The organism is Nostoc sp. (assembly GCF_036918015.1).
Classification (GTDB): Bacteria; Cyanobacteriota; Cyanobacteriia; order Cyanobacteriales; family Nostocaceae; genus Nostoc.
Window position 1 is genome coordinate 168,839 of sequence record NZ_JBALEO010000077.1, and the last position, 22,842, is coordinate 191,680.

21 protein-coding genes and 3 pseudogenes are annotated in these 22,842 nt (G+C 40.8%); 10 read left to right on the plus strand and 14 right to left on the minus strand.

Going from position 1 to position 22,842, the window contains the following annotated elements:
* The 4 genes from V7K61_RS22780 to V7K61_RS22795 all read right to left on the minus strand — a co-directional run bounded on the left by V7K61_RS22780 (position 1) and on the right by V7K61_RS22795 (position 5,261).
* The gene (locus V7K61_RS22780) at positions 1-1,398 is read right to left on the minus strand and encodes an ABC transporter substrate-binding protein (protein ID WP_335056741.1); all 1,398 of its coding nucleotides are present in this window, start codon (positions 1,396-1,398) and stop codon (positions 1-3) included.
* 65 nt (positions 1,399-1,463) lie between these two features.
* Positions 1,464-2,510 (minus strand): PstS family phosphate ABC transporter substrate-binding protein, encoded by a 1,047-nt coding sequence (locus V7K61_RS22785; protein WP_335056743.1) that lies wholly within the window; start codon positions 2,508-2,510, stop codon positions 1,464-1,466.
* A 28-nt stretch (positions 2,511-2,538) separates the two neighbouring features.
* Positions 2,539-3,942, minus strand: coding sequence for a serine/threonine-protein kinase (locus V7K61_RS22790; protein WP_335056745.1), 1,404 nt, complete (start codon positions 3,940-3,942; stop codon positions 2,539-2,541).
* 305 nt (positions 3,943-4,247) lie between these two features.
* Complete coding sequence (locus V7K61_RS22795; protein ID WP_292741010.1) at positions 4,248-5,261, minus strand: LysR family transcriptional regulator; 1,014 nt, start codon at positions 5,259-5,261, stop codon at positions 4,248-4,250.
* Between the two features lie 212 nt (positions 5,262-5,473).
* Here V7K61_RS22795 and V7K61_RS22800 point away from each other — a divergent pair, with 212 nt between their 5' ends.
* The 3 genes from V7K61_RS22800 to V7K61_RS22810 all read left to right on the plus strand — a co-directional run bounded on the left by V7K61_RS22800 (position 5,474) and on the right by V7K61_RS22810 (position 9,507).
* Positions 5,474-6,190, plus strand: coding sequence for an NnrU family protein (locus V7K61_RS22800; RefSeq protein ID WP_335056747.1), 717 nt, complete (start codon positions 5,474-5,476; stop codon positions 6,188-6,190).
* A 606-nt stretch (positions 6,191-6,796) separates the two neighbouring features.
* On the plus strand, positions 6,797-7,183 hold the full coding sequence (locus V7K61_RS22805; protein ID WP_335056749.1) for a thioredoxin family protein: 387 nt from the start codon (positions 6,797-6,799) through the stop codon (positions 7,181-7,183).
* Positions 7,184-7,401: 218 nt separating this feature from the next.
* Positions 7,402-9,507, plus strand: a complete 2,106-nt coding sequence (locus V7K61_RS22810) for an NAD(P)H-quinone oxidoreductase subunit 5 (RefSeq protein WP_335056785.1) — start codon at positions 7,402-7,404, stop codon at positions 9,505-9,507.
* Positions 9,508-9,603: 96 nt separating this feature from the next.
* On the opposite strand, the pseudogene V7K61_RS22815 reads toward V7K61_RS22810, so the two are convergent.
* Positions 9,604-10,716 (minus strand): annotated as a pseudogene (locus V7K61_RS22815) (IS630 family transposase).
* Between the two features lie 392 nt (positions 10,717-11,108).
* Here V7K61_RS22815 and V7K61_RS22820 point away from each other — a divergent pair.
* A complete protein-coding gene (locus tag V7K61_RS22820) occupies positions 11,109-11,396 on the plus strand; it encodes a DUF4258 domain-containing protein (RefSeq protein WP_335056751.1) in 288 nt (95 codons plus the stop codon).
* Positions 11,393-11,620 (plus strand): type II toxin-antitoxin system MqsA family antitoxin, encoded by a 228-nt coding sequence (locus V7K61_RS22825; protein ID WP_335056753.1) that lies wholly within the window; start codon positions 11,393-11,395, stop codon positions 11,618-11,620. Before V7K61_RS22820 ends, V7K61_RS22825 begins: the two co-directional genes overlap by 4 nt.
* 50 nt (positions 11,621-11,670) lie before the next feature.
* Here V7K61_RS22825 and V7K61_RS22830 read toward each other — a convergent pair whose 3' ends face one another.
* Positions 11,671-11,877 (minus strand): hypothetical protein, encoded by a 207-nt coding sequence (locus V7K61_RS22830; protein WP_335056755.1) that lies wholly within the window; start codon positions 11,875-11,877, stop codon positions 11,671-11,673.
* A gap of 48 nt (positions 11,878-11,925) precedes the next feature.
* Positions 11,926-12,189, minus strand: coding sequence for a hypothetical protein (locus V7K61_RS22835; protein WP_335056756.1), 264 nt, complete (start codon positions 12,187-12,189; stop codon positions 11,926-11,928).
* 339 nt (positions 12,190-12,528) lie between these two features.
* Between V7K61_RS22835 and V7K61_RS22840 the strand changes: the two genes are divergently transcribed.
* Positions 12,529-14,106, plus strand: a complete 1,578-nt coding sequence (locus V7K61_RS22840) for an NAD(P)H-quinone oxidoreductase subunit 4 (RefSeq protein ID WP_335056758.1) — start codon at positions 12,529-12,531, stop codon at positions 14,104-14,106.
* Positions 14,107-14,386: 280 nt separating this feature from the next.
* On the opposite strand, the gene V7K61_RS22845 is transcribed toward V7K61_RS22840, so the two are convergent.
* The 3 genes from V7K61_RS22845 to V7K61_RS22855 are packed head-to-tail and all read right to left on the minus strand — an operon-like array spanning position 14,387 to position 18,276.
* Entirely contained in the window at positions 14,387-14,632 is a 246-nt protein-coding gene (locus V7K61_RS22845; protein ID WP_442936353.1) for a DUF4351 domain-containing protein, read from the minus strand.
* Between the two features lie 35 nt (positions 14,633-14,667).
* Positions 14,668-15,645, minus strand: coding sequence for a DUF4351 domain-containing protein (locus tag V7K61_RS22850; RefSeq protein WP_335056787.1), 978 nt, complete (start codon positions 15,643-15,645; stop codon positions 14,668-14,670).
* Positions 15,646-15,672: 27 nt separating this feature from the next.
* Positions 15,673-18,276, minus strand: a complete 2,604-nt coding sequence (locus V7K61_RS22855) for an ATP-binding protein (protein WP_335056760.1) — start codon at positions 18,274-18,276, stop codon at positions 15,673-15,675.
* A gap of 412 nt (positions 18,277-18,688) precedes the next feature.
* Between V7K61_RS22855 and V7K61_RS22860 the strand changes: the two genes are divergently transcribed.
* The 3 genes from V7K61_RS22860 (at position 18,689) to V7K61_RS22870 (ending at position 20,860) form a co-directional block, all read left to right on the plus strand.
* Positions 18,689-19,411, plus strand: a complete 723-nt coding sequence (locus V7K61_RS22860) for a Uma2 family endonuclease (protein ID WP_335056762.1) — start codon at positions 18,689-18,691, stop codon at positions 19,409-19,411.
* Positions 19,412-19,829: 418 nt separating this feature from the next.
* A complete protein-coding gene (locus V7K61_RS22865) occupies positions 19,830-20,525 on the plus strand; it encodes a hypothetical protein (RefSeq protein ID WP_335056764.1) in 696 nt (231 codons plus the stop codon).
* 137 nt (positions 20,526-20,662) lie between these two features.
* On the plus strand, positions 20,663-20,860 hold the full coding sequence (locus V7K61_RS22870) for a DUF433 domain-containing protein (protein WP_193950322.1): 198 nt from the start codon (positions 20,663-20,665) through the stop codon (positions 20,858-20,860).
* 201 nt (positions 20,861-21,061) lie between these two features.
* On the opposite strand, the gene V7K61_RS22875 is transcribed toward V7K61_RS22870, so the two are convergent.
* The 3 genes and pseudogenes from V7K61_RS22875 to V7K61_RS22885 form a co-directional block, all read right to left on the minus strand.
* Positions 21,062-21,811, minus strand: coding sequence for a hypothetical protein (locus V7K61_RS22875; RefSeq protein WP_335056767.1), 750 nt, complete (start codon positions 21,809-21,811; stop codon positions 21,062-21,064).
* A complete protein-coding gene (locus tag V7K61_RS22880) occupies positions 21,774-22,187 on the minus strand; it encodes a mCpol domain-containing protein (RefSeq protein ID WP_335056769.1) in 414 nt (137 codons plus the stop codon). The genes V7K61_RS22875 and V7K61_RS22880 overlap by 38 nt, the downstream gene beginning before the upstream one ends.
* 61 nt (positions 22,188-22,248) lie before the next feature.
* Positions 22,249-22,353, minus strand: a pseudogene (locus tag V7K61_RS22885) (DUF1049 domain-containing protein); the annotation flags it as partial.
* A 59-nt stretch (positions 22,354-22,412) separates the two neighbouring features.
* On the opposite strand from V7K61_RS22885, the gene V7K61_RS22890 reads away from it, so the two are divergent.
* Positions 22,413-22,655: a CopG family ribbon-helix-helix protein gene (locus tag V7K61_RS22890; protein WP_335056771.1), complete on the plus strand. Its 243-nt coding sequence runs from the start codon at positions 22,413-22,415 to the stop codon at positions 22,653-22,655.
* Here the strand turns inward: V7K61_RS22890 and V7K61_RS22895 are convergent.
* A pseudogene (locus V7K61_RS22895) lies at positions 22,652-22,842 on the minus strand (hypothetical protein); the annotation flags it as partial. The gene V7K61_RS22890 and the pseudogene V7K61_RS22895 overlap by 4 nt on opposite strands.

Sequence of the window (22,842 nt, forward strand, 5' to 3'; positions counted from 1 at the left end):
TTAACGCACTGGTTCAAAGTCATAACCAGTGCGAGAGCGAGAACCAGGAACAATTTTTACAAGTTGGACTGGCGCATTGCGATCGCCTGATGCTAAAAACCGAATTGTACCAGAAGCACCAGTGGCAGAAAAGTCAGATGACGAGAGTGCTTGTTGGACTCCAGATCGCGTGGGATTGCGTTCTAATGCCGCAATTAGAGCTACAGTGGCATCATAACTAAGGGCACTTCGCCAACTCACATCACCGCCCCATAACTGCCGCGATTTCTGGGGAAAATCTGACTTAGGATCGCTATCAATATGCCAGGGAACAGCTACTACCATCCCCACAGCTAGTTCTCTGCCAATTTCCAAAGTTTTAGCGGTGTAAACATCATCTCCCGCCAACAAAGTTAACTTTTTCTGATTAATCTGAATTACTTGCAGCGCTTTATCCAAAGTTTCAGTGTTAGCAGCTAACATCAATACTTCTGCACCTTGCTTAGTTGCTTGTTCTACACTTTTAGCTGCACTAAAATCCGCCTTGGATAAGTCAAATTCACTGGCTACCTGTCCACCCTCTAGGGAAACGGATGAAACAAACTCCGACTTCAAAGACTGGCTATAGTTACTCTGAGAATTAAAGAAAACCACTGCATTTTTTTTCTGCAAGGTTCTCACCATGTAGTTGGCTAAACTTCTCGCAGCCATAAAATCACTGGGAACTGTCCGAAAAACGTAGCGGCTAAAGTTAGAAATTTTGACAGATGTACTAGTTGGAGATATAGCTACAAGTTGTCCAGAAGTATAGATAGTACCTGCGGCTAAGGTGGAATCGCTAGTATTCGGCCCGACTACACCTAATACTTCGGAATTGCTGACTAGGGTAGAAGCGATTTGCTTGGCTATTTCTGAATTGTCGTCGTCATTAGCTATACCTACCCTCAACGGTACTCCCTTGATTCCTCCAGAGTTATTAACTTGATTTTGGGCTTGGGCTATCCCACGCAAAATTTCTAAAGAAACATTGGGGTCAGTGCCAAATGGTACAGAAGCCACGATGGTATAGCTCTTAGAAGAACCGATGCGGGCATTGTTAAGAAAAATTAATGCTTCTGGATCGTTACGGTTGAGTTTTAGAGCAGCTGTGAAATTGGCGATCGCTTTATCATAACTTTTAGTAGCGATCGCCTGTACCCCTTCTTTTTTCACAGGAGAAATGTCACCCGGAGTAAAAGATTTTTCCCCAAAACTAATGCGGTCTTGTAAGGATGGATTGTTGCCTGGTTCCTGATTTGGAATAATGTTATTACCAATTCTGACCCCATTGTTACTAAACCACCAAAAACCACCGCCAACAATGCCAACTGTTAGCAGCAGGGCCAAAGCTAAAATTGTGGTTTCATTCTTTTGTGACATGAACAAGTTTAAATAAAGTAAAAATATTTAATATTTGATTATTTGGCTAAATATAACGATTTTGCTCATTTAATTCTAACGAATCCAGCTTTTTCAATCAGTTCTTGACCTTGAGGTGTCAGCAGCCAATTTGCATAAGCTTCGCCAGCTTGCTGATCTGTTTGACCATTCTGTTTAACGATGACAAATAAATTGCGGGTAATTGCATAGTCTCCACTACGAAACGCTTGACTATTCAACTGGTTACGTTTACTGGGACATTCAGATGGAGATACAACAGGTTGTTGGTAAGGAGGCACAAATTGACCGCTGATTCGCCCTAATGGTAGCGACTTAATAGTACATTGTGGTACAACTTCTGGGGCAGAAGCATAATAAATTGCGCCAGTATCCGCCGCTACTTTTCGTACTGCTTCTGTGGTTGTGCCAATATAACTAATATTTGCACCAAAATTCTCTTTATTTAAAACATTTTCGATAAAGAATTCCACTGTACCCCCAGCTTCTTTAGTGCGAGAGTAGACTTTAATTGGTAAATTTGGCCCGCCTACTTGTTGCCAATTAGTAATCTTGCCAGTGTAGATATCTTTAAGTTGCGCAACAGTTAAACCAGGGATATTGAGATTGTAGTTAACCGCGATCGCAATACCATCAATCGCTACTGGAATTTCTTTCAAACTAAATTCTTTTTGTTTGGCTTCGGTATTTTCTTCAGCTTTAACTGAGCGAGAAGATTGAGAAAAAGCTAGTTGATTATCTATCAACATCCTAATACCAGTTCCAGATCCTGCTTGACCTGAAGCAGGTTGAGTATAGCGTAAAGTAAATTGAGGACAAAGGCTTGCTAGTACAGAGTCTACGTCTTTACGGATGGGTGCCCAGGTTGTACTACCACCATAGTTGAATGTCCCTTCTGGGAGGTTTGGGACGTTACATCTGTTGTTGACAAACTGGTTTATGGGATTACCTGTGTTACCATTCCCGGAAGTTTTAGGAACAGTTCCAGTTAATTGCGCCCACCGTTCCATCAGAAACCATAGACCACCAAAGATTAAACCAATAGTGATGACAACGGCTAAAAAAAGACTAAGTGTTTCGTTTTTCTGAGACATTTATGTAGCTGTTAGCACCAGAAGTTTTTTAAAGTAAGAGAGATAATAATTTATAAATAAGTCGAAATACGGCTGTCAATGAAATAGCTACTAAGCCTGCTCCAACTGCTAAAATCACCACTGACGGAAAGTCAAGTCCTCCCCGTAAAAAGGGGACAAAAAAAATAATTGCAAAAGTAATTGTGGGAATAATTAATAAATCGAACTTTTCAATCCACCGTCTGGTTTGAGCAAAAATTAGTATACCTAAAATCAAGGCAGAAGTAGTCAAAGTAACTATTGGTGATTTTACTAGACTGAAGAGGGCGATCGCGATCAATGCACCCTGAAATCCACTAAATCCCGCCCCTCCCAATAATTCCAATGTCGAAAACGCTGGTTGAGTTGATGGACGACGGGGAACAACAGGGTTAGAACCTTGGGGTGTTTGTGGCGGGAGGGTTACAGAGGGCGAATTAAGTTGTGTAGCGGCTTGAGCCGCCTGTGAGTTAAGTGCGCGTAGAACTTCCTGGGCTGACTGGAAGCGCTGATTAGCCGCAGGTAGCAGCATCTTGTCTAAAATGTCAGCAAGGTGAGGGTTGACAGTCACTTGCGATCGCCATTTCCACTGGTTACTATAAGCATCAAATAGTTGAATTGCTTCCTTATTTGTTAACAAGGTAATCAGAGTTACAGCTAAAGCGTATAAATCTGTAGATGGAAATACTTGCCCCCCAGCCATTTGTTCAGGCGGTGCAAATCCCATAGAATAAATTCCTGTGGAAGAAGCAGCAGAACCAAGTGCAGCATTGGTTACTTGCTTGACTGCGCCAAAGTCTAGTAAGAAAAGTTTACCATCACGACGACGCATAATGTTTGAAGGTTTGATATCTCTGTGGATAATGCCTCTGTCATGGACAAACTCTAGTACCCTGAGAATTCCTTGTAATACTTCTAATACTTGCTGTTCAGAAAATTTGCCTTGTTGAGCTAATTCTTCTTCTAGGGTTTGCCCATCGATGTATTCTTGCACCAAGTAAAAAAATTGGTCTTCCTCTCCTGGTTGCAAGCTATTAACTATCACTGGAAAGAAAGCAAACAAGTCAGGAATTTGCTCGTGATCGTTACCAAGCTGTGATAAAACTTCTGCTTCTCTTTCAAACATTAACTGCGCTTGTTGCAGTTGAGTTAAGGTTAAATTTCCCGATGGTTGAAACTGCTTAACCACGCATTGACGCATTCCCGGTATTCGGCGATCGCGTGCCAAAAATGCTGCTCCAAACCCGCCCCTTCCCAGCAGTTTACTTGGCACATATCGACCATCTAGCATCAATGGCATACCACAGGTAGTGCAATACTTCTGCTGGGTTGTTTTTAGTGTCGTAACATCATCTAAATCAGCAAAATAGTTTTGTGGGCGTGGACAACGCGGACGAGTGCAGTAAACTTCCATTTTCGTGATTAGTCAAAATAATTCGTAATTGATAATACTCGCCTGCTCTACGAGATGCTACGCAAATGGCAAGAAGCAAGCTACGTAATTCGTAATTAGTTCAGGTTACAGATAAACTAAATTTGTTAATGGGGAACACGAAACTTTTTTCCTGATGTCAAACCTTTGGTTTGCCTACAGCACCCTGCACGAACACAATGGGTTCATAATTACGAATTAAGTTAGCGACAGAGGAGCGTGATTACGAATTATTTGGTCATTTACAAAAAACGAAGGACAAATGACAAGGGACTAATAACCTGATTTTAGTCTTCACCAGATGAGGTGGGTGTTGCTACCTCCAATGTAGTTAACACTAGACTTTTTTGTGTTAATTTTAACACATCTTGATTCCATCCTGGGTTAGCGAACTGGGGTAAAATTTCTTGACTAAAGGCTTCTGCGGCCTTGGATCTATAGCGATTGGGATTACAAATCAGCCACAGCGTCCGTTTGACGACAACGCCTTCAATGGGAGTACGGTGCAAAACGCCCATTTGTAACTCTTTAGCGATCGCACTAGTTGAGACAAAAGCAGCGCCTAAACCAGATTGCACAGCATTTTTAATCGCTTCAATGGAATTCAATTCCATTTCAACTTTAAAACGTCTGGTATCGATTTCACAGCGTGCTAGCACTTGGTCAATTACTTTGCGGATAGTCGATTGAGAATCTAGAGCAATGAATTGTAATTTATACAGGTCTTCTTTCTGGATTTTTTCAAGTTTGGTAAAAGGATGAAAAACAGGTAAAATCAGCGCTAGCTCGTCCTCAGCGTAAGGAATCACTTCTAAAGATTCTGACAGTTCGCCGGGAATTTCACCGCCGATAATTGCCAGATCGACTTGTCCGTTAGCAACACTCCAAGCAGTCCGCCGGGTAGAGTGGACGTGTAATTGCACTGCCACATCTGGATATTTTTGTCGGAACATACCGATCATTCTGGGCAAAAGATAAGTGCCGGTGGTTTGAGAAGCACCGACAATTAAAGTACCACCTTGGAGATTTTGTAAATCCTCGATCGCGCGGCAGGTTTCCTGACAGAGACTGAGGATTTTCTCACCGTAGTTTAAGAGTAGATGCCCGGCTTCGGTTAATTGGGCGCGTCGTCCTCCGCGATCGAATAAGGGGACATCGAGCTGCCGTTCGAGATTTTGGACTTGCAAACTAACAGCGGGCTGGGAAACGTAAAGACTATCAGCGGCACGCTTGAAGCTTCCTTCTTGAGCGATCGCTTTTAAAATACGTAACTGATCTAAAGTGAAAGGAAGGTCAGACATAAGGCTCAACCCACAAACTTTTAAAGGAGCAGATGCACGTAATAAATCCGGTTTGGCAGCAATCAGCCGGACATGATTTGTTGCATATTAAACTTGAAGGCTTGACTCGAAAAAGACAGTAGCACAACATCTTGACTAAAGTCCCCTTTTGAATACTTTGTGGTATTGGTTGTACTGAATTCGGTTTTCTTTAAATTACTTCATCTGTGTATATGCTGCTGATTTCTTGGTTGACACCCAGTCATTTTGTCATACTGGGGTTACAAATAGTTTTTGCGATCGCTCACAGTGGAGGCGCTGCTTTACGCCCAAGGGCCGAAAAATACATTGGCCCAAGGTTTTATCGCATTCTCTTTGCATTAGTCAGCCTACCGTTGGCTGTGATATTAATTATTTACTTTTTTGGGCACCGTTATGATGGTTTGCAAATTTGGCAGGTACAAGGGGTGCCAGGAGTCCGAGAATTTGTTTGGCTGCTATCAGCAATCTCGTTCTTGTTTTTATATCCTGCTACCTTCAATCTACTAGAAATTGCTGCTATTCAAAAGCCCCAAGTTCATCTCTATGAAACAGGAATTATTCGGATTACCCGTCATCCCCAGATGGTAGGACAAATAATTTGGTGTGTTGCCCACACTCTCTGGCTGGGTACTACCTTTACCCTTGTGACTTCCATTGGATTGATATTGCATCACTTGTTTGGGGTTTGGCACGGGGATCGCCGCTTGAGCGATCGCTATGGCGAAGCTTTTGAAATTGCCAAACAGCGGACTTCAATTATTCCCTTTAAAGCAATTATTGACGGGCGTCAATCTCTCAAATGGCAGGAATTTCTCCGCCCTGCCTATTTGGGAGTTACCATTTTTATCGCTTTGCTTTGGTGGTCACACCCTCTGTTACTGGAAGTAACTAGTAGGGTAGGATGGTAACTTTAGACGATCCCCAGTGTCAGGAGAAAATCCGAAATAGATGGAAATTTCAGCTTATCAATTGCCCCAAATCAATGTAGGATAAATTCAAACATCTATTCAGTGGAGGGTGCGTTCAGTCAGCTTGAGATTTTATATTGGTAGTTGTTGGTCAGTTGCCTTTCCTTGAAAGAAAGTGGCAGATTCAGTCAAATACCCAAGCGGTCACGGCAATCAGGAGTTTAAGATCCAAAAAAGCCAACGCGACTTCTAAGGTGGCTTTTCTGTCAGAGACACATTAATGCGCTCAATTTTTGCCAATTATTCTGTCTCCTGAATATTTTTGTCCTGAATGCATCTATCGGCAGTTACTGACTTGCCAATCCTCCACTGAAGCACTAGCTGAGTCCTAAGTCCTGAGTAAAAGCAAGCAACTTAGTATTCATTGCTTGGCAATTAGTCCCAATCCCCGCTTTACTGTAAGAAGAAAAATAAACGAGTTCCTCATTCAATCCGCTAACTTTAGTTATGGACTTCTACTCAGCAACCAGAACTCGGAACTCAGCACTACTCAATTCAGTACTGATAGCTAGTTTGATATAAAAACCTTATAATCCAAGAGGCGTCATGGTGTTCTCGGTTAGTGAGCGGACATTTACTCAAGAAGTTTTACAATCTCCTATTCCTGTTTTAGTTAACTTTGAAGCACCTTGGTGTGGCTTGTGTCGAGTTATCCACCCGCTGTTGTTGGAATTTCAGTCCCAGTGCGGGGATGAAATTAAATTAGTCGGGGTTAACGCCGATCAAAATTTTAAATTGTCTACTACCTATAGGCTAAAATCACTACCCACTTTACTATTGATTGAAAATGGCACTGTTCGCGATCGCTTGGAATGCTTTCGCGGCAGGGAAGATTTACGTCTAGCTTTAGAAGAAATTAAGGCCAGCTACAGCAATTACCCCAAAATCTACAAAAGTCCAAAAACAGTGGATTTAGAGTATCGGTCAGCCTGATAGATATTAGTATTAGGCATGGGACATAGGGCGTGGGGCATTGGGTATGTGACTAATTACCAATGACCAATGACCAATGACAAGTGACCAAATCTAAAACCATGCTTAATACCCCACCCAATCAGCCTTGGGTGGGTTATTTTATCCTAAAGGGTGTGTGTCACAATTATTAACAGTTTCGACACGCTAATCAAGAATTCTAAAAGTAGGCGTCAGTGATGGAAGTAATCTATCAGTATGCCTGGCTGATTCCGGTGTTCCCTCTTTTTGGGGCAATGCTGGTCGGTCTAGGGTTAATCTCGTTGAATCAGGTGACAAACCGCCTACGGCAGCTTAACGCTGTGGTGATTATCTCCATGATGGCAGCTGCTATGGGGCTGTCGTTTGCCTTGTTATGGAGTCAAATTCAAGGACACGCGCCTTATATCCGCACCTTTGAGTGGGCGGCGGCTGGTAATTTTCACCTGAGCATGGGCTACACTATTGACCACCTGACAGCCTTAATGCTGGTGATTGTCACAACGGTAGCCTGCTTAGTCATGGTTTACACTGATGGCTACATGGCTCACGATCCCGGCTACGTGAGGTTTTACGCCTATCTCAGTTTGTTTGGCTCCTCAATGTTAGGTCTGGTGGTCAGCCCCAACCTAGTACAGATTTATATATTCTGGGAACTTGTGGGGATGTGTTCCTACTTGCTGGTCGGCTTTTGGTACGATCGCAAGTCAGCAGCGGATGCGGCGCAAAAAGCCTTTGTAACCAATAGGGTGGGCGACTTTGGTTTGTTACTCGGCATTTTGGGGCTATTCTGGGCAACAGGAAGCTTTGATTTTAATATCATGGGCGATCGCCTCGCCCAACTCGTAGAATCAGGTTCTATCAGCAATTTTCTCGCTGTCCTGTTTGCGATTTTAGTTTTCTTAGGGCCAGTTGCGAAATCAGCCCAATTCCCCCTCCATGTCTGGCTACCAGACGCAATGGAAGGCCCCACCCCCATTTCTGCCTTGATTCACGCGGCAACAATGGTGGCAGCGGGTGTTTTCCTAATTGCCCGGATGTACCCAGTATTTGAAGACGTTCCAGCCGCAATGAATGTCATTGCCTTTACTGGAGCGTTTACGGCGTTTTTGGGGGCAACCATTGCCATTACCCAAAACGACATCAAAAAGGGCTTGGCTTACTCCACCATTTCCCAACTCGGTTACATGGTGATGGCAATGGGAATAGGTTCCTACAGTGCGGGACTATTCCACCTGATGACCCACGCCTATTTCAAGGCGATGCTGTTCTTGGGTTCAGGTTCAGTTATTCACGGTATGGAAGGTGTCGTTGGACATGACCCCGCCTTGGCGCAAGATATGCGCTTGATGGGTGGACTGCGAAAGTATATGCCCGTCACGGCAACTACCTTTTTGATTGGTTGCTTGGCAATTTCTGGTATTCCACCCTTTGCTGGTTTCTGGTCAAAAGATGAAATTCTAGGGAAGGCTTTTGAGGCTAATCCACTCCTCTGGTTCATCGGCTGGCTAACTGCCGGGATTACGGCTTTCTATATGTTTAGAATGTATTTCTCGACATTTGAAGGCAAATTCCGGGGTACTGACGAGAAAATCAAGGAAAAACTCAAGAAGGCGGCGACAATTGTTCTGGAGTTAGAGTCAGAAGAACTAGCCCCGAATTTTGGGCCTGGGGCAATGAAGAAAGGAGAATTGGCTGCCACTGGTGAACACCATGACTCCCATGATCATGACTCCCACGGACATCACAGCGACTCGCCTCACGAATCGCCGTGGACAATGACTCTGCCATTAGTATTTTTGGCTGTGCCTTCGATTTTCATTGGTTTGGTGGGAACACCCTACGCCAATTATTTTGAAGAGTTTATCTTTCCTCCTAGCGAAACTCTCACCGAAGTTCTAGAAAAGGCTTCCGAGTTCAATCCGACGGAATTCTACATTATGGCAGGTGCCTCAGTGGGAATTTCCTTGGTTGCGATTACCTTAGCTTCGTTAATGTATTTGCGCCGTAAAATTGACCCGGCTGCGATCGCTGCTAAAATTCAACCACTTTACGAGTTATCCCTCAACAAGTGGTACTTTGATGACATTTACCATCGGGTTTTTGTCCTCGGCTTGCGTCGCCTAGCTAGACAAGTTATGGAAGTTGACTTCCGCGTTGTAGATGGTGCTGTTAACCTCACAGGCTTTTTCACCCTTGTCAGTGGTGAAGGTCTGAAGTACCTAGAAAACGGTCGCGCTCAATTCTATGCCTTGATTGTGTTTGGGGCGGTTTTGGGCTTAGTGATTGTTTTTGGTGTTACCTGATTTTAATGGGGGTGGGCGATCGTCCGCCCCTAAGTTTTTTCAGAGTCTAATTTAGACTCCTTTTTTTTGCCTAATACTTAATAAGCTGTTCCACATTTAACTTGCTATAACGGCATTACCTTTGTTTTTGACTTTGCGATGCCATTTAATAATTAATTTGCCTTGATTTAGCAAGCGGTCTAACAAATTTTTTAATTGCTCAACTGACTGGAACAATCTATGAGCAATATATTCCTTAGCTGAGTGCCACACTAACTCGATTAAATTATAATCAGGACTATAGGGAGGTAGAAAATACAGTTGAATATTTGGTAAGTTTTTTTCAATTTCAACTAAGATTATTTTCTTTTTATGATAGCTAGCATTATCTAAAATAATCATGACCTTTGGACCTTTTTTAGTAAAATCTTCCGAGGCGTTACCCTGCTCTACCCATTCTTGTTTTATCTGTTCATATAATTGTTGTAATTGCTGATAAAAAATATCACCGTTTCCTTTCTCTACAAAAAAACACATTCTTTTGCGGTCATGAAATCTTACTGCTCCCATTATATTGACTTTGCCACTGCTACGTTGTCCTGTAACTTTTTTCCTTTGACCTTTTTGGCTCCAGTTTTTCCGTCGAATTACTCTTAAGCTGAAACCTGACTCATCCCAAAACTAGACCTGAAGCTTTGCTGGTTCTGACTTTGAAACTTCTAGATATCCTTCTAACTTTTGCTTAAATGCTGCTCTTTTAGATAGGTCTTGTTTATCTTCTAAGCTATATTTAGCCCAGAGGTAAACGTACTTTTTTTTAAGTAATATCCTCCTTATTTGTTCTCCACTTAACTTAATTCCTGTTTTTTCTTCCAGGTAAGTCGCTAATCTTGCTGCTGTCCATCTCCCAAACTCATATCCTAACTCTGCTGGTAGTTTTTCAATTGTTTCCATTAACAATTGAACGTACTCATCCGTAGTTTTCGAGTTGTTTCCATTAGCACGTTTATCTTTGAGACTTTCTATATTATCTGGGTCTCCATGCACACACCAATATACTACTGTCCTCAGTCCGCATCCGAGAAACTCACTAATTTCTATGTAAGTCTTTCCATCGTTCATCAGCAGCAACATTAATGCTCTTTCTCTGACCAACGCACAATCACTTTCTCTCACTGCTTTTTGTAAGTTTTCTCTCTGTTCCGGTTTCAGGAATCTTTTGACTGGCATGATGCACACACCCTTGGTTTATCTTGTTGCTATTTTATGCGACTTAAATGTGGAACAGCTTAGTTTAATAATTTAATATACATAAAACTTACGCAAAATATCTCTCAAACTCTGATTTCTCTGTGTCCTCTGCACCTCTGTGGTTCGTTATTCCGTAGACTTGTGCGTAAGTCCTAATATGCTGGCGATAGTTCTGTGGTATGTTAGCCGGATTTTGGTAAGGATTAGTGAAATCGGAGAAAGGCATGAAGTTATTGCTATGGGAGACAGACTACACAGTAGATAAATGATATGGTATTCTGGGCGATCTCTTAAGAGAAAAATTAATATAAGCCCAAGATTCAGCAAAATAATAATTTTATCACTAATTATAATTTAAAAATAATTCATCTATGTATTGTGAAAATCTAGTTTTCTCCCGTCATGCTATCCAACAAATGTTTTATCGTCGCATCAGTCAAAAAGAAGTAAAAACTGCGATTTCTTATGGAGAAGTGATAGAAGAAAATCCTGATGATACACCCTATCCCAGTTATCTAATATTGGATTTTATAGAAGGTAAGCCGATTCATGTTGTATTTTCCTACAATGAAACTACAGATACAGGATATGTAGTAACAGCTTATATTCCTGATACTAATATTTGGTTAGATGGGTTTAAAACTAGGAGACAAAGATGATGAAATGTGTAATTTGTAAGCATGGAGAAACTAAACCAGGTTTAGTAACGGTGACATTAGAAAGAGATGAATGTATTATTGTTTTAAAAAAAGTTCCAGCAGAAATTTGTGATAACTGTGGTGAATATTATTTAAGTGATGCTGTTACCGAACAGGTTTTACAAAAAGCAGAGTCAGCTATTAATAATGGAGCAGAGTTGGAGATTCTTAGATATGCAGCTTAGTTTTCTTATTGGCGTTTCTGCTTTAGCGATAGGTTTGGCTACGCAATCGCTCAAGGTAATCTTTGCGAAATCTCTCTTTTAGCAGATTGGGCAGATGCAATCATTTGTTGTTGAGTTTTGTTAAATGATTTCTTCCATTTCAATTCATCTTGCAAATCTTCCAGGTACTCTCGGAGATGTTCTGCAACTCTTTCTTGCACATCTTCAGATAAAGATTCCATCATCTTAATTACAGTAGCGATCGCTGGAGATGACATAATCGAATTTCCCTTATCAACTTTCCCTGTCTATTTTACTAAAAAAACTCAATCAAATCGCTTACTGTAGTCCCAAATCTCTGAAACTGGGAAAGTTTGTCCTACTGCTGCTTGTCGCACAGACTCTTGCAAATCGGCTAATATTTGTGCTTTTGGCTCTTGTTCATCAATCCAAGCTAAACCACTGGCGTTATCAGAATTTATGGAACTTATAAGCTGTTGCCAAAGTTCTACAGGGACGAGTACATCTGTTGTTTCTCCATTTACGTTGGTGACATAACGAATTTGACTTTCAATTTGTGCGATTATCATAGGGTTAATTCTCCTGTTATGCTTTTTTTACACTAAATCCTTTTCTCTACAACCACCAAATAGCATATTGTATTTTTAGCGATGGGTTGGATTATGCGATCGCACATTCCTAAAATTCTAGTTTAGGGGCTTTATTTAGGGTAAATTTTTGACTTGAATACCAGTATTTAAACTGATATTCTGCATTTCCTCAAGTAAAAATAGGCTCCTCGTATACAAAATAGGGGATTGCCAATTTAATTAAATCAACCTAACAATGAAGGAAAAATTGCTAAAAAGCTGTTAGTTAATAACTAGTGACTTTTTGCCAAACATGATTTTGATAGCAGATTGATTGTGATGAATATAGCTAATTTCCCCTGGCTGACGACGATTATTCTGTTTCCGATAGCGGCGTCGCTACTTCTTCCCATCATCCCTGACAAAGAAGGCAAAACAGTGCGCTGGTACTCCCTCGTCGTAGGGTTGATAGATTTTGCACTAATTGTTTACGCTTTTTATACTGGGTATGATTTCTCCAATCCAGATTTACAGTTAGTGGAAAGTTACCCCTGGGTACCACAACTGGGTTTGAATTGGTCAGTAGGGGCTGATGGCTTGTCCATGCCCCTAATTATTTTGACTGGATTCATTACCACGCTGGCGATTTTAGCAGCTTGGCCTGTCACCTTCAAGCCCAAGCTATTTTACTTCTTGATTTTGGCGATGTATGGCGGTCAGATTGCCGTGTTCGCTGTCCAGGATATGCTGTTGTTTTTCCTGGTGTGGGAACTGGAACTAGTACCGATATACTTTCTGCTGTCGATTTGGGGAGGGAAAAGGCGGCAATATGCAGCGACTAAATTTATTTTATACACCGCCGGCGGTTCGCTGTTTATTTTGCTGTCTGCCCTGACAATGGGATTTTACGGCGATACGGTGACGTTTGACATGAGAGCGATCGCCTTAAAAGATTTCGCCCTGAATTTCCAACTTGCCCTCTATGCTGGCTTCCTAATTGCCTACGCCGTCAAGTTGCCGATTATTCCCTTGCACACCTGGCTACCTGATGCCCACGGTGAAGCTACAGCCCCCGTACACATGTTATTAGCAGGTATTCTGCTGAAAATGGGCGGTTACGCCTTAGTTCGGATGAATGCCCAAATGCTGCCTGATGCCCACGCTTATTTTGCGCCAGTGTTAGTGGTTTTGGGGGTAGTTAATATCATCTACGCTGCCTTGACATCCTTTGCCCAGCGAAACCTAAAGCGAAAAATTGCCTACTCCTCAATTTCTCACATGGGCTTTGTGATGATTGGTATTGCCTCCTTCACCGATTTGGGATTGAGTGGGGCAGTATTACAAATGGTTTCTCACGGGTTAATTGGGGCGAGTTTATTCTTCCTTGTAGGGGCAACTTACGATCGCACCCACACCTTAATGTTGGATGAAATGGGCGGTGTCGCTAAGAGAATGCCGAAGATTTTCGCCATGTTCACCACCTGTTCAATGGCTTCTTTGGCACTGCCAGGGATGAGCGGTTTCGTCGCAGAATTGATGGTATTTGTGGGCTTTGCTACTAGCGATGCTTATAGCTCTACCTTCAAAGTGATCGTGGTGTTCTTGATGGCAGTGGGAGTGATTTTAACTCCGATTTATCTGCTATCGATGTTGCGAGAAATTTTCTACGGTAAAGAGAACGAGGAATTAGTTTCTCACCAAGCTTTGATAGATGCCGAACCCCGTGAAGTATTTATCATTGCCTGTTTGTTAATTCCAATTATTGGTATTGGTTTCTATCCCAAATTGCTGACTCAGATGTATGACGCTACAACTGTACAATTGACAGCAAGATTGCGTGATTCCGTGCCGACATTAGCACAGCAACAAGAAGAAACACTAAAGGTTTCTTTGAGTGCGCCGAAAATTGGTAATTAGTTGCGATCGCTAGTTTAGTTTAAATATTGATTACTTTGAGGGCGGGTTTTGTACCTGCCCTTTTTGTTACTAACTCGAAATTTTAAATTCGTAAAGTAAAAAATAATCATCGAACTGAGTTAAAAAAATCCTGTATAAGATAAGTAATTAGTAATCTTTCAATAACTAATTGACGGATAAATTCCTTGTAGAGACGGCGATTTATCGCGTCTCTCTAACTGTCAAAATGAATTTGACAAACTAGTAGATGTATTTTTTAGATTTTCTATAAAAATAGATTTTAAGCTGATTGATTTGTTTGTAACCAGTTAAGTAAATCTTCCATAGCAGTAAAATCTAACAAAGCTTCGCTAAGGGTTTCTAATTGATTTAAAGAAAGAGATTGGATGCGCTCTTGCAATTCTGGTGATAATTCTCCCACGCGTCTTTTTAGTAACCTTAAAATAATCTGTTGTTCACCTTCTTGTTTACCTTCTTGTTTTCCGCGCTCGTAGCCGATGCGCTCACCTGTAGTTACGTATTTCATAGTCCGCTACTGCTCAATTTTCATAAAAATAGATTTTAAGCTGATTGATTTGTTTGTAACCAGTTCAGCAAATCTGCCATAGCAGTAAAATCTAACAAAGCTTCGCCAAGGGTTTCTAATTGATTTAAAGAAAGAGATTTGATGCGCTCTTGCAATTTTGGTGATAATTCTCCCACTCGTCTTTGTAGTAACCTTAAAATAAGCTGTTGTTCACCTTCTTGTTTCCCTTCTTGTTTCCCTTCTTGTTTTCCGCGCTCGTAGCCGATGCGCTCACCTGTAGTTACATATCTCATAGTCCGCTCCTGCTCAAATTGTTTAAACTCTTCCCAAAACTGATTTTCCAATGCCTTTGGTAATATCATAACCCAATCGATAAATCGATATAGATTGCGAATATCCTGCTCTCCTAACCCCAAATCATATAGTCTGCGAATTAAGCTGAATTTCCAGATTTTGCGTTGTTCGGGTGATGAGCGTGTCTGCTGCGTTTTCAAATGCGCCATGACGACAGTTGCAAATGGATTATCGCTATTTTCTAACTCGTGAAAGCGATTTTCATAATCCAAAAGTTTAACACTACCAAATTCAAAATTTAAGCGAGTATTGGGATAATTGTAACTATAATTGCTTGGTCGCCATTCGCGGTTTGAATCGCAGAGAATTGCAAGGCTAATCGCTGGTCGATCGAAGCGGTCAAATATGCGAAAGTTGTAGGTAAACATCCGCTTGGCAAAGTTATCTTCTTTTTGTGCCTGAATTTCAACATGGATTAATAACCAAAGTTCTTCCCCTTGGGTTTGCCAAACTTTGACTAATTGATCGGCATATCTCTTACCCTGTTCGGCTTCACGAGTTATTTGCTGAAATTCTTTATCTAGAAATTCATAAGGACGTTGCCAATCAATTAACGCAGAAGTTTCTGGAAAAAAGAAATCCATTGCTTGGGGAAAATAAGCTTCTATAATTTCCTTCCAAGGGCTATCAAAATCAGCGCGATCGCTATCACTAGTCATGTCATTTTTCATTTGTCCAGAATAGCATCAAATTCTGGATAGAGTCGCGGTACTTGCAGTGACTAGTTTAGAACTTTGATTAATCGGAATCTCAACCCAAAATTCTGCTCCTTGTCCGGGTTCCGAAATACACCAAATAGCTCCGTTGTGTTTTTCTGTGACTATCTGAGCGCTAATTGCTAATCCTAATCCAGTGCCTTTACCTGCGGCTTTTGTGGTAAAGAAAGGGTCAAATAATCGTTGCTTAACTGCTTCGGTCATGCCAGGGCCATTATCTACAATTTTTACAGTTATGCGATCCAAGTTGCGTAACTGAGTACGAATTACAATCTGGCTGGGGTTAGCTTCTATCTCCTCAATAGTTCGCTTACTGTTATAACTATCCAAGGCATCAATGGCATTCCCGATCAAATTCATAAACACCTGATTTAGTTGTCCGGCATAGCACTCTACTAAAGGGATCTCACCATATTCCTTGACTATTTCAATTCCGGGATTTCCAGACGTTTGTTTGAAGCGATTTTGTAAAATCAGTAGTGTGCTATCAATACCTTCATGAATGTTTACAGGTTTCATATCTGCTTCGTCAAGTCGAGAAAAATTCCGCAAGGATAGAACGATTTCACGAATGCGATTAGCTCCCATTTTCATTGAAATTAATATTTTAGGTAAATCTTCAGCCATGAAGTCAAGGTCGATCGCTTCTATATGAGCTTCTACTTCAGGTGTTGAATGAGCATTAGATTGTTGATAAAGTTCTACCAGTTCCAACAAGCCCAGTGTATATTCACTTACATGGGTCAAATTGCCGTAAATAAAGTTAACTGGGTTATTGATTTCGTGAGCTACTCCAGCCACTAATTGACCTAAACTCGACATTTTTTCGGTCTGAATCAGTTGGGCTTGGGTTTCTTTGAGATTGTGCAAAACTTGGTTGAGTTGTTCTGCTTGAGTAGTAGCAGCAGCAGTAGCAGCGCGGCTTTGATTATACAATTGGGCTTGGTCAATGGCGATCGCTAACTGGTCAGCCACACCTCGAATAATTTCCACCTCATCATCACTCCAGGGGCGAAGCTCTCTACTATGTTCGCAGACAATCACACCCAAGCGACCCGACTGAGTTTGAACTGAAACTGTTAGTAGAGACTTAAAGCCCAATGTCACCAGTAAATTCCGACTCTTGAAATCAAGCCACGAATCTGTCGCAATGTCATCAAAACAAAGCAAATTCCCTTGCATAATAGCTTCACTCAAGGCTTCCACGTTCTGGATAGGAGAACAGCCTAAAGGTTCTGTTAAGTCGGGAGCGCAAGCTTGCTGACTCAGTTCCAAGGTGGTAGATTCATCTTCTTGATGACACCAAAAAAACTGGCATCGATCGATCTGTAACAATTCCCGAACTTCAACTACTACTGTACTCAAAATCGTATTTAGATCCAGCGAGTTGCGAATTTGACTAGATAGACGAGTTTTAAGAATTTTTTCTCGCTCAACTAGCTTTCGCAATTCAAGTTCAGACTGCCTTAACTCTAGCTGGGCCATATTACGATTGACACTAGCTCTTGCTAGTAGCCAAGAACCAATGCCAGTTAATCCTACTAAGGCAGCATATAGCAGTAGCAATTGACTCAAAAATCGGTTTGATTTGGTTGTCAACGTCTCTGGCGACACCCATGAAACAATCTTCCAGTAATAGGATTTTTTAGTATCAATTTGATGTTGGCTTGGAGTAAAAGCCTGTCCTGCTCCCGTACTGGATTTTTGCCCTTCGATTAGTGGGTAGACTGTAGTAAAAGTGAATATTCCTTCAGCAGTTTGGAATTGTCCCGATTCTTTTTGAGAAATCTGCTGCCATGCTTGGGGAAAAGCTTGGCCAAAAGTGCGGTTTTTGCGATTGGGAAACATAAATCCCCATTCATCCTCAGGCTTCGCCCCTTTTAACCAGTAGCCATCGGCATTCAGTAGCATTCCCTGGCTAGAGGCGTTAGCGAAAGCTTGATTAAAATTGTCTAGCAGTTTTGTGCCGAAATAATTTAACACCACAATGCCCCGTTTCTGTCCATTACGATCAAAAACGGGAGTGCCAAAGCGGATCATTGGCTTCAAGGGTTGTTCAACCTGACCACGTTCGATGTTGAGATCAAGGGGAGAGACAAATACTTGTCCTTGGTTTAGCCGCAAAGTGTCATTAAACCAGTAGCGCTTGGCTTGAACTTGCAGTTTTTCTTCGGGGACAATCCCTGGTTCACCCTTGTTAAAATTGACTCTGACAACTTCCTTACCCGATCGATCTAAAAAGCGAATTTGGTCGTAAAGTTTTTTATATCCAGAAAATAATAAAAGTTCTTGGGAAAGTGCCTGTTGTTGTCCATTTACTCCCTCTAAAACTCTTTGTAGCTCGTTTTGTTTAGAGATAACCATCAAATCTGAGACAACCGAGTGAAAGTCTCCGCTGATGACTTTAGTTTCTAAATCTACCTTACGGAGTTCATTTGTTTTGAGCAGAACTTGCTCGGTTTGTACCTGTTGGTAATAGATAGTCCCAATAACAACCCCAACTAACGCTGACAACGGCAAAAAAACCGTTAGGAAGTGTCTGATTAAAATTCGTGAATGGATCTGTGGTGGCATATCTGATACTTCGGTACAACTCAAAAATCGGGCTGAAAATTAGCTAATTTCCAGCTGCGCCACGTTTTCTGAGTCAAGGTTGAGAAAAGACTTTTTCTCCTGGTAGGTATAGGTAATCAGCCCAACTACCAAATTCACCATGAAATTGAATACTCTGCGACTTCTGGAATGTTCTATTTGAACAATGTTCTGCCCTTTTTTGCTATTGTCAGTTAGACACTCTGATAATCAGTACCGAAAAACCACGAATCTGATGTAAAGATTTTACACTTATGAGTATTTTGATACTGAGAAGAGAGATACAAGGCGATGTCTACGCCTACGCTAAAAATGCTTCTTTATTCTTGCGCTGCGATCGCACATCAATAGATTACGTACAATCTATCTAGAATCAGATTTGGCAAAACCGCTCATGTTAAACTACAATCCGCTCCATTGTTTGCCATCTTCCGAAGAACTACCCGACTCAGATGATACTGCTGTGGATAATGAACTCCAAAATTTAATTCCCGGCTTGCTAAAAACGACACTAGCTTTGGTTTGGTGCGATCGCTGGGATTGGTTCTTTGGTGTTGATATGGGTATTTATTATCACCCTGACAAACCACCTATTGTCCCTGATGGATTTCTCAGTTCAGGAGTTAAACGCTTCGTTGATGAGGATTTACGCCTAAGTTATGTGCTGTGGGAAGAAAAGCAACTGCCAATTTTAGCCCTAGAAGTTGTTTCCCAAATATATCGAGAAGAATATAGCATTAAGAAAGAATTTTATGCCAAAGATTTAGGAATTTTGTACTACGTTGTGTATAGTCCCCTGCGGCGGAAAAAGTCGCCTTTGGAAGTGTATCGCTTAGTCGATGGGGAATATATCTTAATGTCAGAAAATCCCGTTTGGCTACCAGAAGTTGGTTTAGGAATTGGGCGAGAACGAGGAATTTATCAAGGTATAGTACGGGAGTGGCTGTACTGGTATGACGAAGAAGGGCAAAGATTGCTGACACCAGAAGAACGCATCAGGGAAGCGGAAGAACGCACAGCTTTTGAAGAACAGCGACGAGTGGAAGCAGAACAACAAGTGAAAATGTTAATTGAAAGATTGAATGCCCTTGGTGTTGATCCAGAAACTTTGTCTTAGAGGTTGTTTGAAAAGTCTAAATTATTACTAGCCTTGGCGACTAGAAGTCGCGGCTACACGAGACTTTACCCACACTTCTCTACGAGACGCTGCGCGTAGCTTGCTTCCCCGGAGGGGTACGACAAGCTCAGTGACCGCCTGCGTGGGTTGAAGAGCTTGATTTTGTGTTAGTCTGCGGAGGCGGACTTTGCTTATGTAGTAGCGTTCGCCCTTGGCGTGCCGGAGGCATCATTATATTCGCCCAAAACTTTTCAAACATCCTCTTAGATGCACCAAATTTTGTGATTTTTGCTGCCTTAATGTTAATTAGCTTCCTGGCTAGGGAATTATATCTATAAAGTAACTCATTGCTTAACGGTACAAATCGTAAAAGCTGGTTGCCTCAATAAATATATTTACCAAAACCTTCATCAAAAATATGGAAGTTAAATTAGGATTTGGAGCAGCACCAAAACCTCAATATGTCTTTGTCAGCAAAGAATCGGATCACTGCTGGTATATGCTATCCGACGATACAAGACAAATCCCAATTTATGAAAGAGCCTTAACTGGGGTGATAACAGGGATAGAAGTTAATAAAAAAGTGGAAACTTCACATGGAGAAGCAGAAAAAACTGATTTGCATATTCTGGCAGACAAACCTTATGTTATCCGCTCAGGAAGTGAATCTTACTTTTCTAAAAGTTTGTTGCTTTCACTTGATGCCCTGACTTCTGAACAATTGCATCATCCATTGACGATCGCAGTCAGTCCTGGAGAGAGAACAATTGTATTTTGTGCAATTTATAATCCAGTCACTTATCGTTCTATAGGTGTTAGTTGGAATGGACACAGGGAAATTGACTGGCAAGCTTTAGGAAAAAAAGTAAGTTTAAAAATTAATTGTATTCAAAATTTACATCAAGATGAAATCCAAATATCTGCTAATACAACGGCATCAGAAATTCATGCAGTTTTGATAGCTCAAAGTGACACATATTTAGCCCAATTAAATTGGACTCCAGAACAGGGAAGGGAGTATTTGCAGCAGAAATATGGCAAGCGATCGCGCCTAGAACTCACTGATACAGAAATTCTGGATTTCATTGATTACCTGAAGCTACAACTAACCTAAAATTGCTAAACTTAGGTGCTGTTGGGTTAGTATGCGATAACTGCGATTACCCTTTTGCTACACCCAGATGCTAGGCTGGAATAATTGCGATCGCAGAATTAGAGTTAAATAAAAGTACCCGATATTAAAATACTTGCATGAACTCAAGGGTTGATTTGTTGACTCGCATTACTCAAACTCCTGGCCAGTGTGGTGGTCGTCCTTGTATTCGAGGTATGAGGATTCGTGTGAGTGATATTTTAGAAATGTTGGCTGAGAATGTCAGTGTTTCTGAGATTTTAGAGGATTTTCCCGATCTCGAACTCGAAGATATCCAAGCCTGTCTATTGTTTTAATTTTCATCGCTAATCATCTCTACAAGATTGCGACTAGTATTTTAGCGTCAAGCCGAGTGCGATCGCTTGTCCATTGCATTGAGGTTTTTATTAGAGATAACGGCAATTGCAGAAGTAGTGTAATTTCTAAAAATACATAAATTTCTTGGATTTTTTAAATTAATCCAATCATAATGACAATGGGCAATTATAATTATCGAATTACTTTAAGCGATCAACAACACCAAAAATATCGTTAAAAAGACCTAATCCAGTTATCAGTGCAAGTGTAACGGCTGCATACTGAGCTAAGACGCTTTGCTGTTGCTGAATTAACACGAAAACCATAACCCCAAGAAATATAGAAACTACAAGTAGAAGTTTTATAACTTTTCCTTGCGAACGCATACGATTAAAACTTTCTATCGTTGTGCCAGATTCAGAGAAGTCAATATATTCGTAGCAAATTATATCTTGATGTATATCATGATACATTTTACTCAAATTCTTTGTACGCCACTCTTTCGAGTAAACTCTATCATCAAGCTCAAAACAACAAACATGTTGTATTCCACTTGATATATAAGATGATATGATATCACTAGAAACTTTTTTGTTACATCCAGAAATATCAACAATTAAATTATTTAAGTCAGGAAAATTTCTCTTTATGTTTTTGATTGAAACTTCTGGATTTACAAATAAAATTTTTATAATTCTTTCTTCTATAGGAGCTAAAGATAGCATTGAATTATATGCAATTTGATATTCATTATGATCGGTTAAAAGTTCTTCAAATTTATTCCTTATTCTTCTAATTTGATCTTTGACTTCTGAAAGTTTACCTACAGCTCCTTCGTTGACTCCAAAGTAAACATCTCGAACACCCATGACTTGAATACAGTGCGTTAAGATATTGACGTAAAGTCCCGGATTATCGCTTTGAATGACAAGGAGTAGTTGTTTCGCCACTTGTATATTCCTGAAATATTTCAATTCGATCTTTCCCAGTAGCTTTGGCTAATTTCAGTGCAAAATAAGCTTGACGTGAATTATCACCAATCCCAAAGGATAATGTAGCCTTTGAAAAGCTAGCAAATTCGATTCTTAAACTTTCTAATCTACTCACCGATATTGCATCAGATTGTAACCTTGCAAGTAAGCTATCTCCACCATTAAATATTATTTTTGCATTAAATTCATCTGATAGAGTTTCTGCTAACCATAACATAGATGATTGGAAGTTATGAGAAAAATTTGATAATAGCTCCATTTGATCTGTGACGATAAAGAACTCGATTTTTCGGCCAACGTCGTCACCATCTACTGCAAGATATAGAGATACCATAGACAACAAATATCCAATAATAATGTGGTTGTCAACAATCTCAGTAGTAACTTATTTCTAAACTAAAAGCTAGTATTAAACCCATTGATATCTGAATCGATTGGAATATTAAGGATTTTAACGATATGGGTGTGGAATTTTGAACTGAGAAAATAGTGATAGCCATTACTTTACATTACAATATATTGCAATATTAAGACTATGCAAGACAACTTTCATAAGATAATGAGCAAAAAAAATATTACGTTTTGGATAGATAGTGATCGCAAAGCTGCACTTGATGCGATCGCAGTTGCAATGAATTGCGATCGCAACCACATACTTAATGAAGCGGTAGCCACTTATCTAGAGATGTATCAGTGGCAAACCGAGGAAATTCAAAAAGGGATTGCTGAAGCGAATACTGGAGACTTTGCCGATGATGAAGAAGTAAAAGCGACTTTTGCAAGATTCACCAATGTATATTAAGTGGCTGCGTAATGCGCTTCATCCCAAACAGTCACAATTACACTTATCAAATATTGCTTGCTTCCGGTAGCCAGTCTTGATCCAACACTAACGTGCGATTCGTTGCCTAGTGAATCACGGTATCCAGTCCGTACATAACTAAGCCAGCCGGACAGCAGATTACTGTCACTAAAGGCTGAACTCTCGG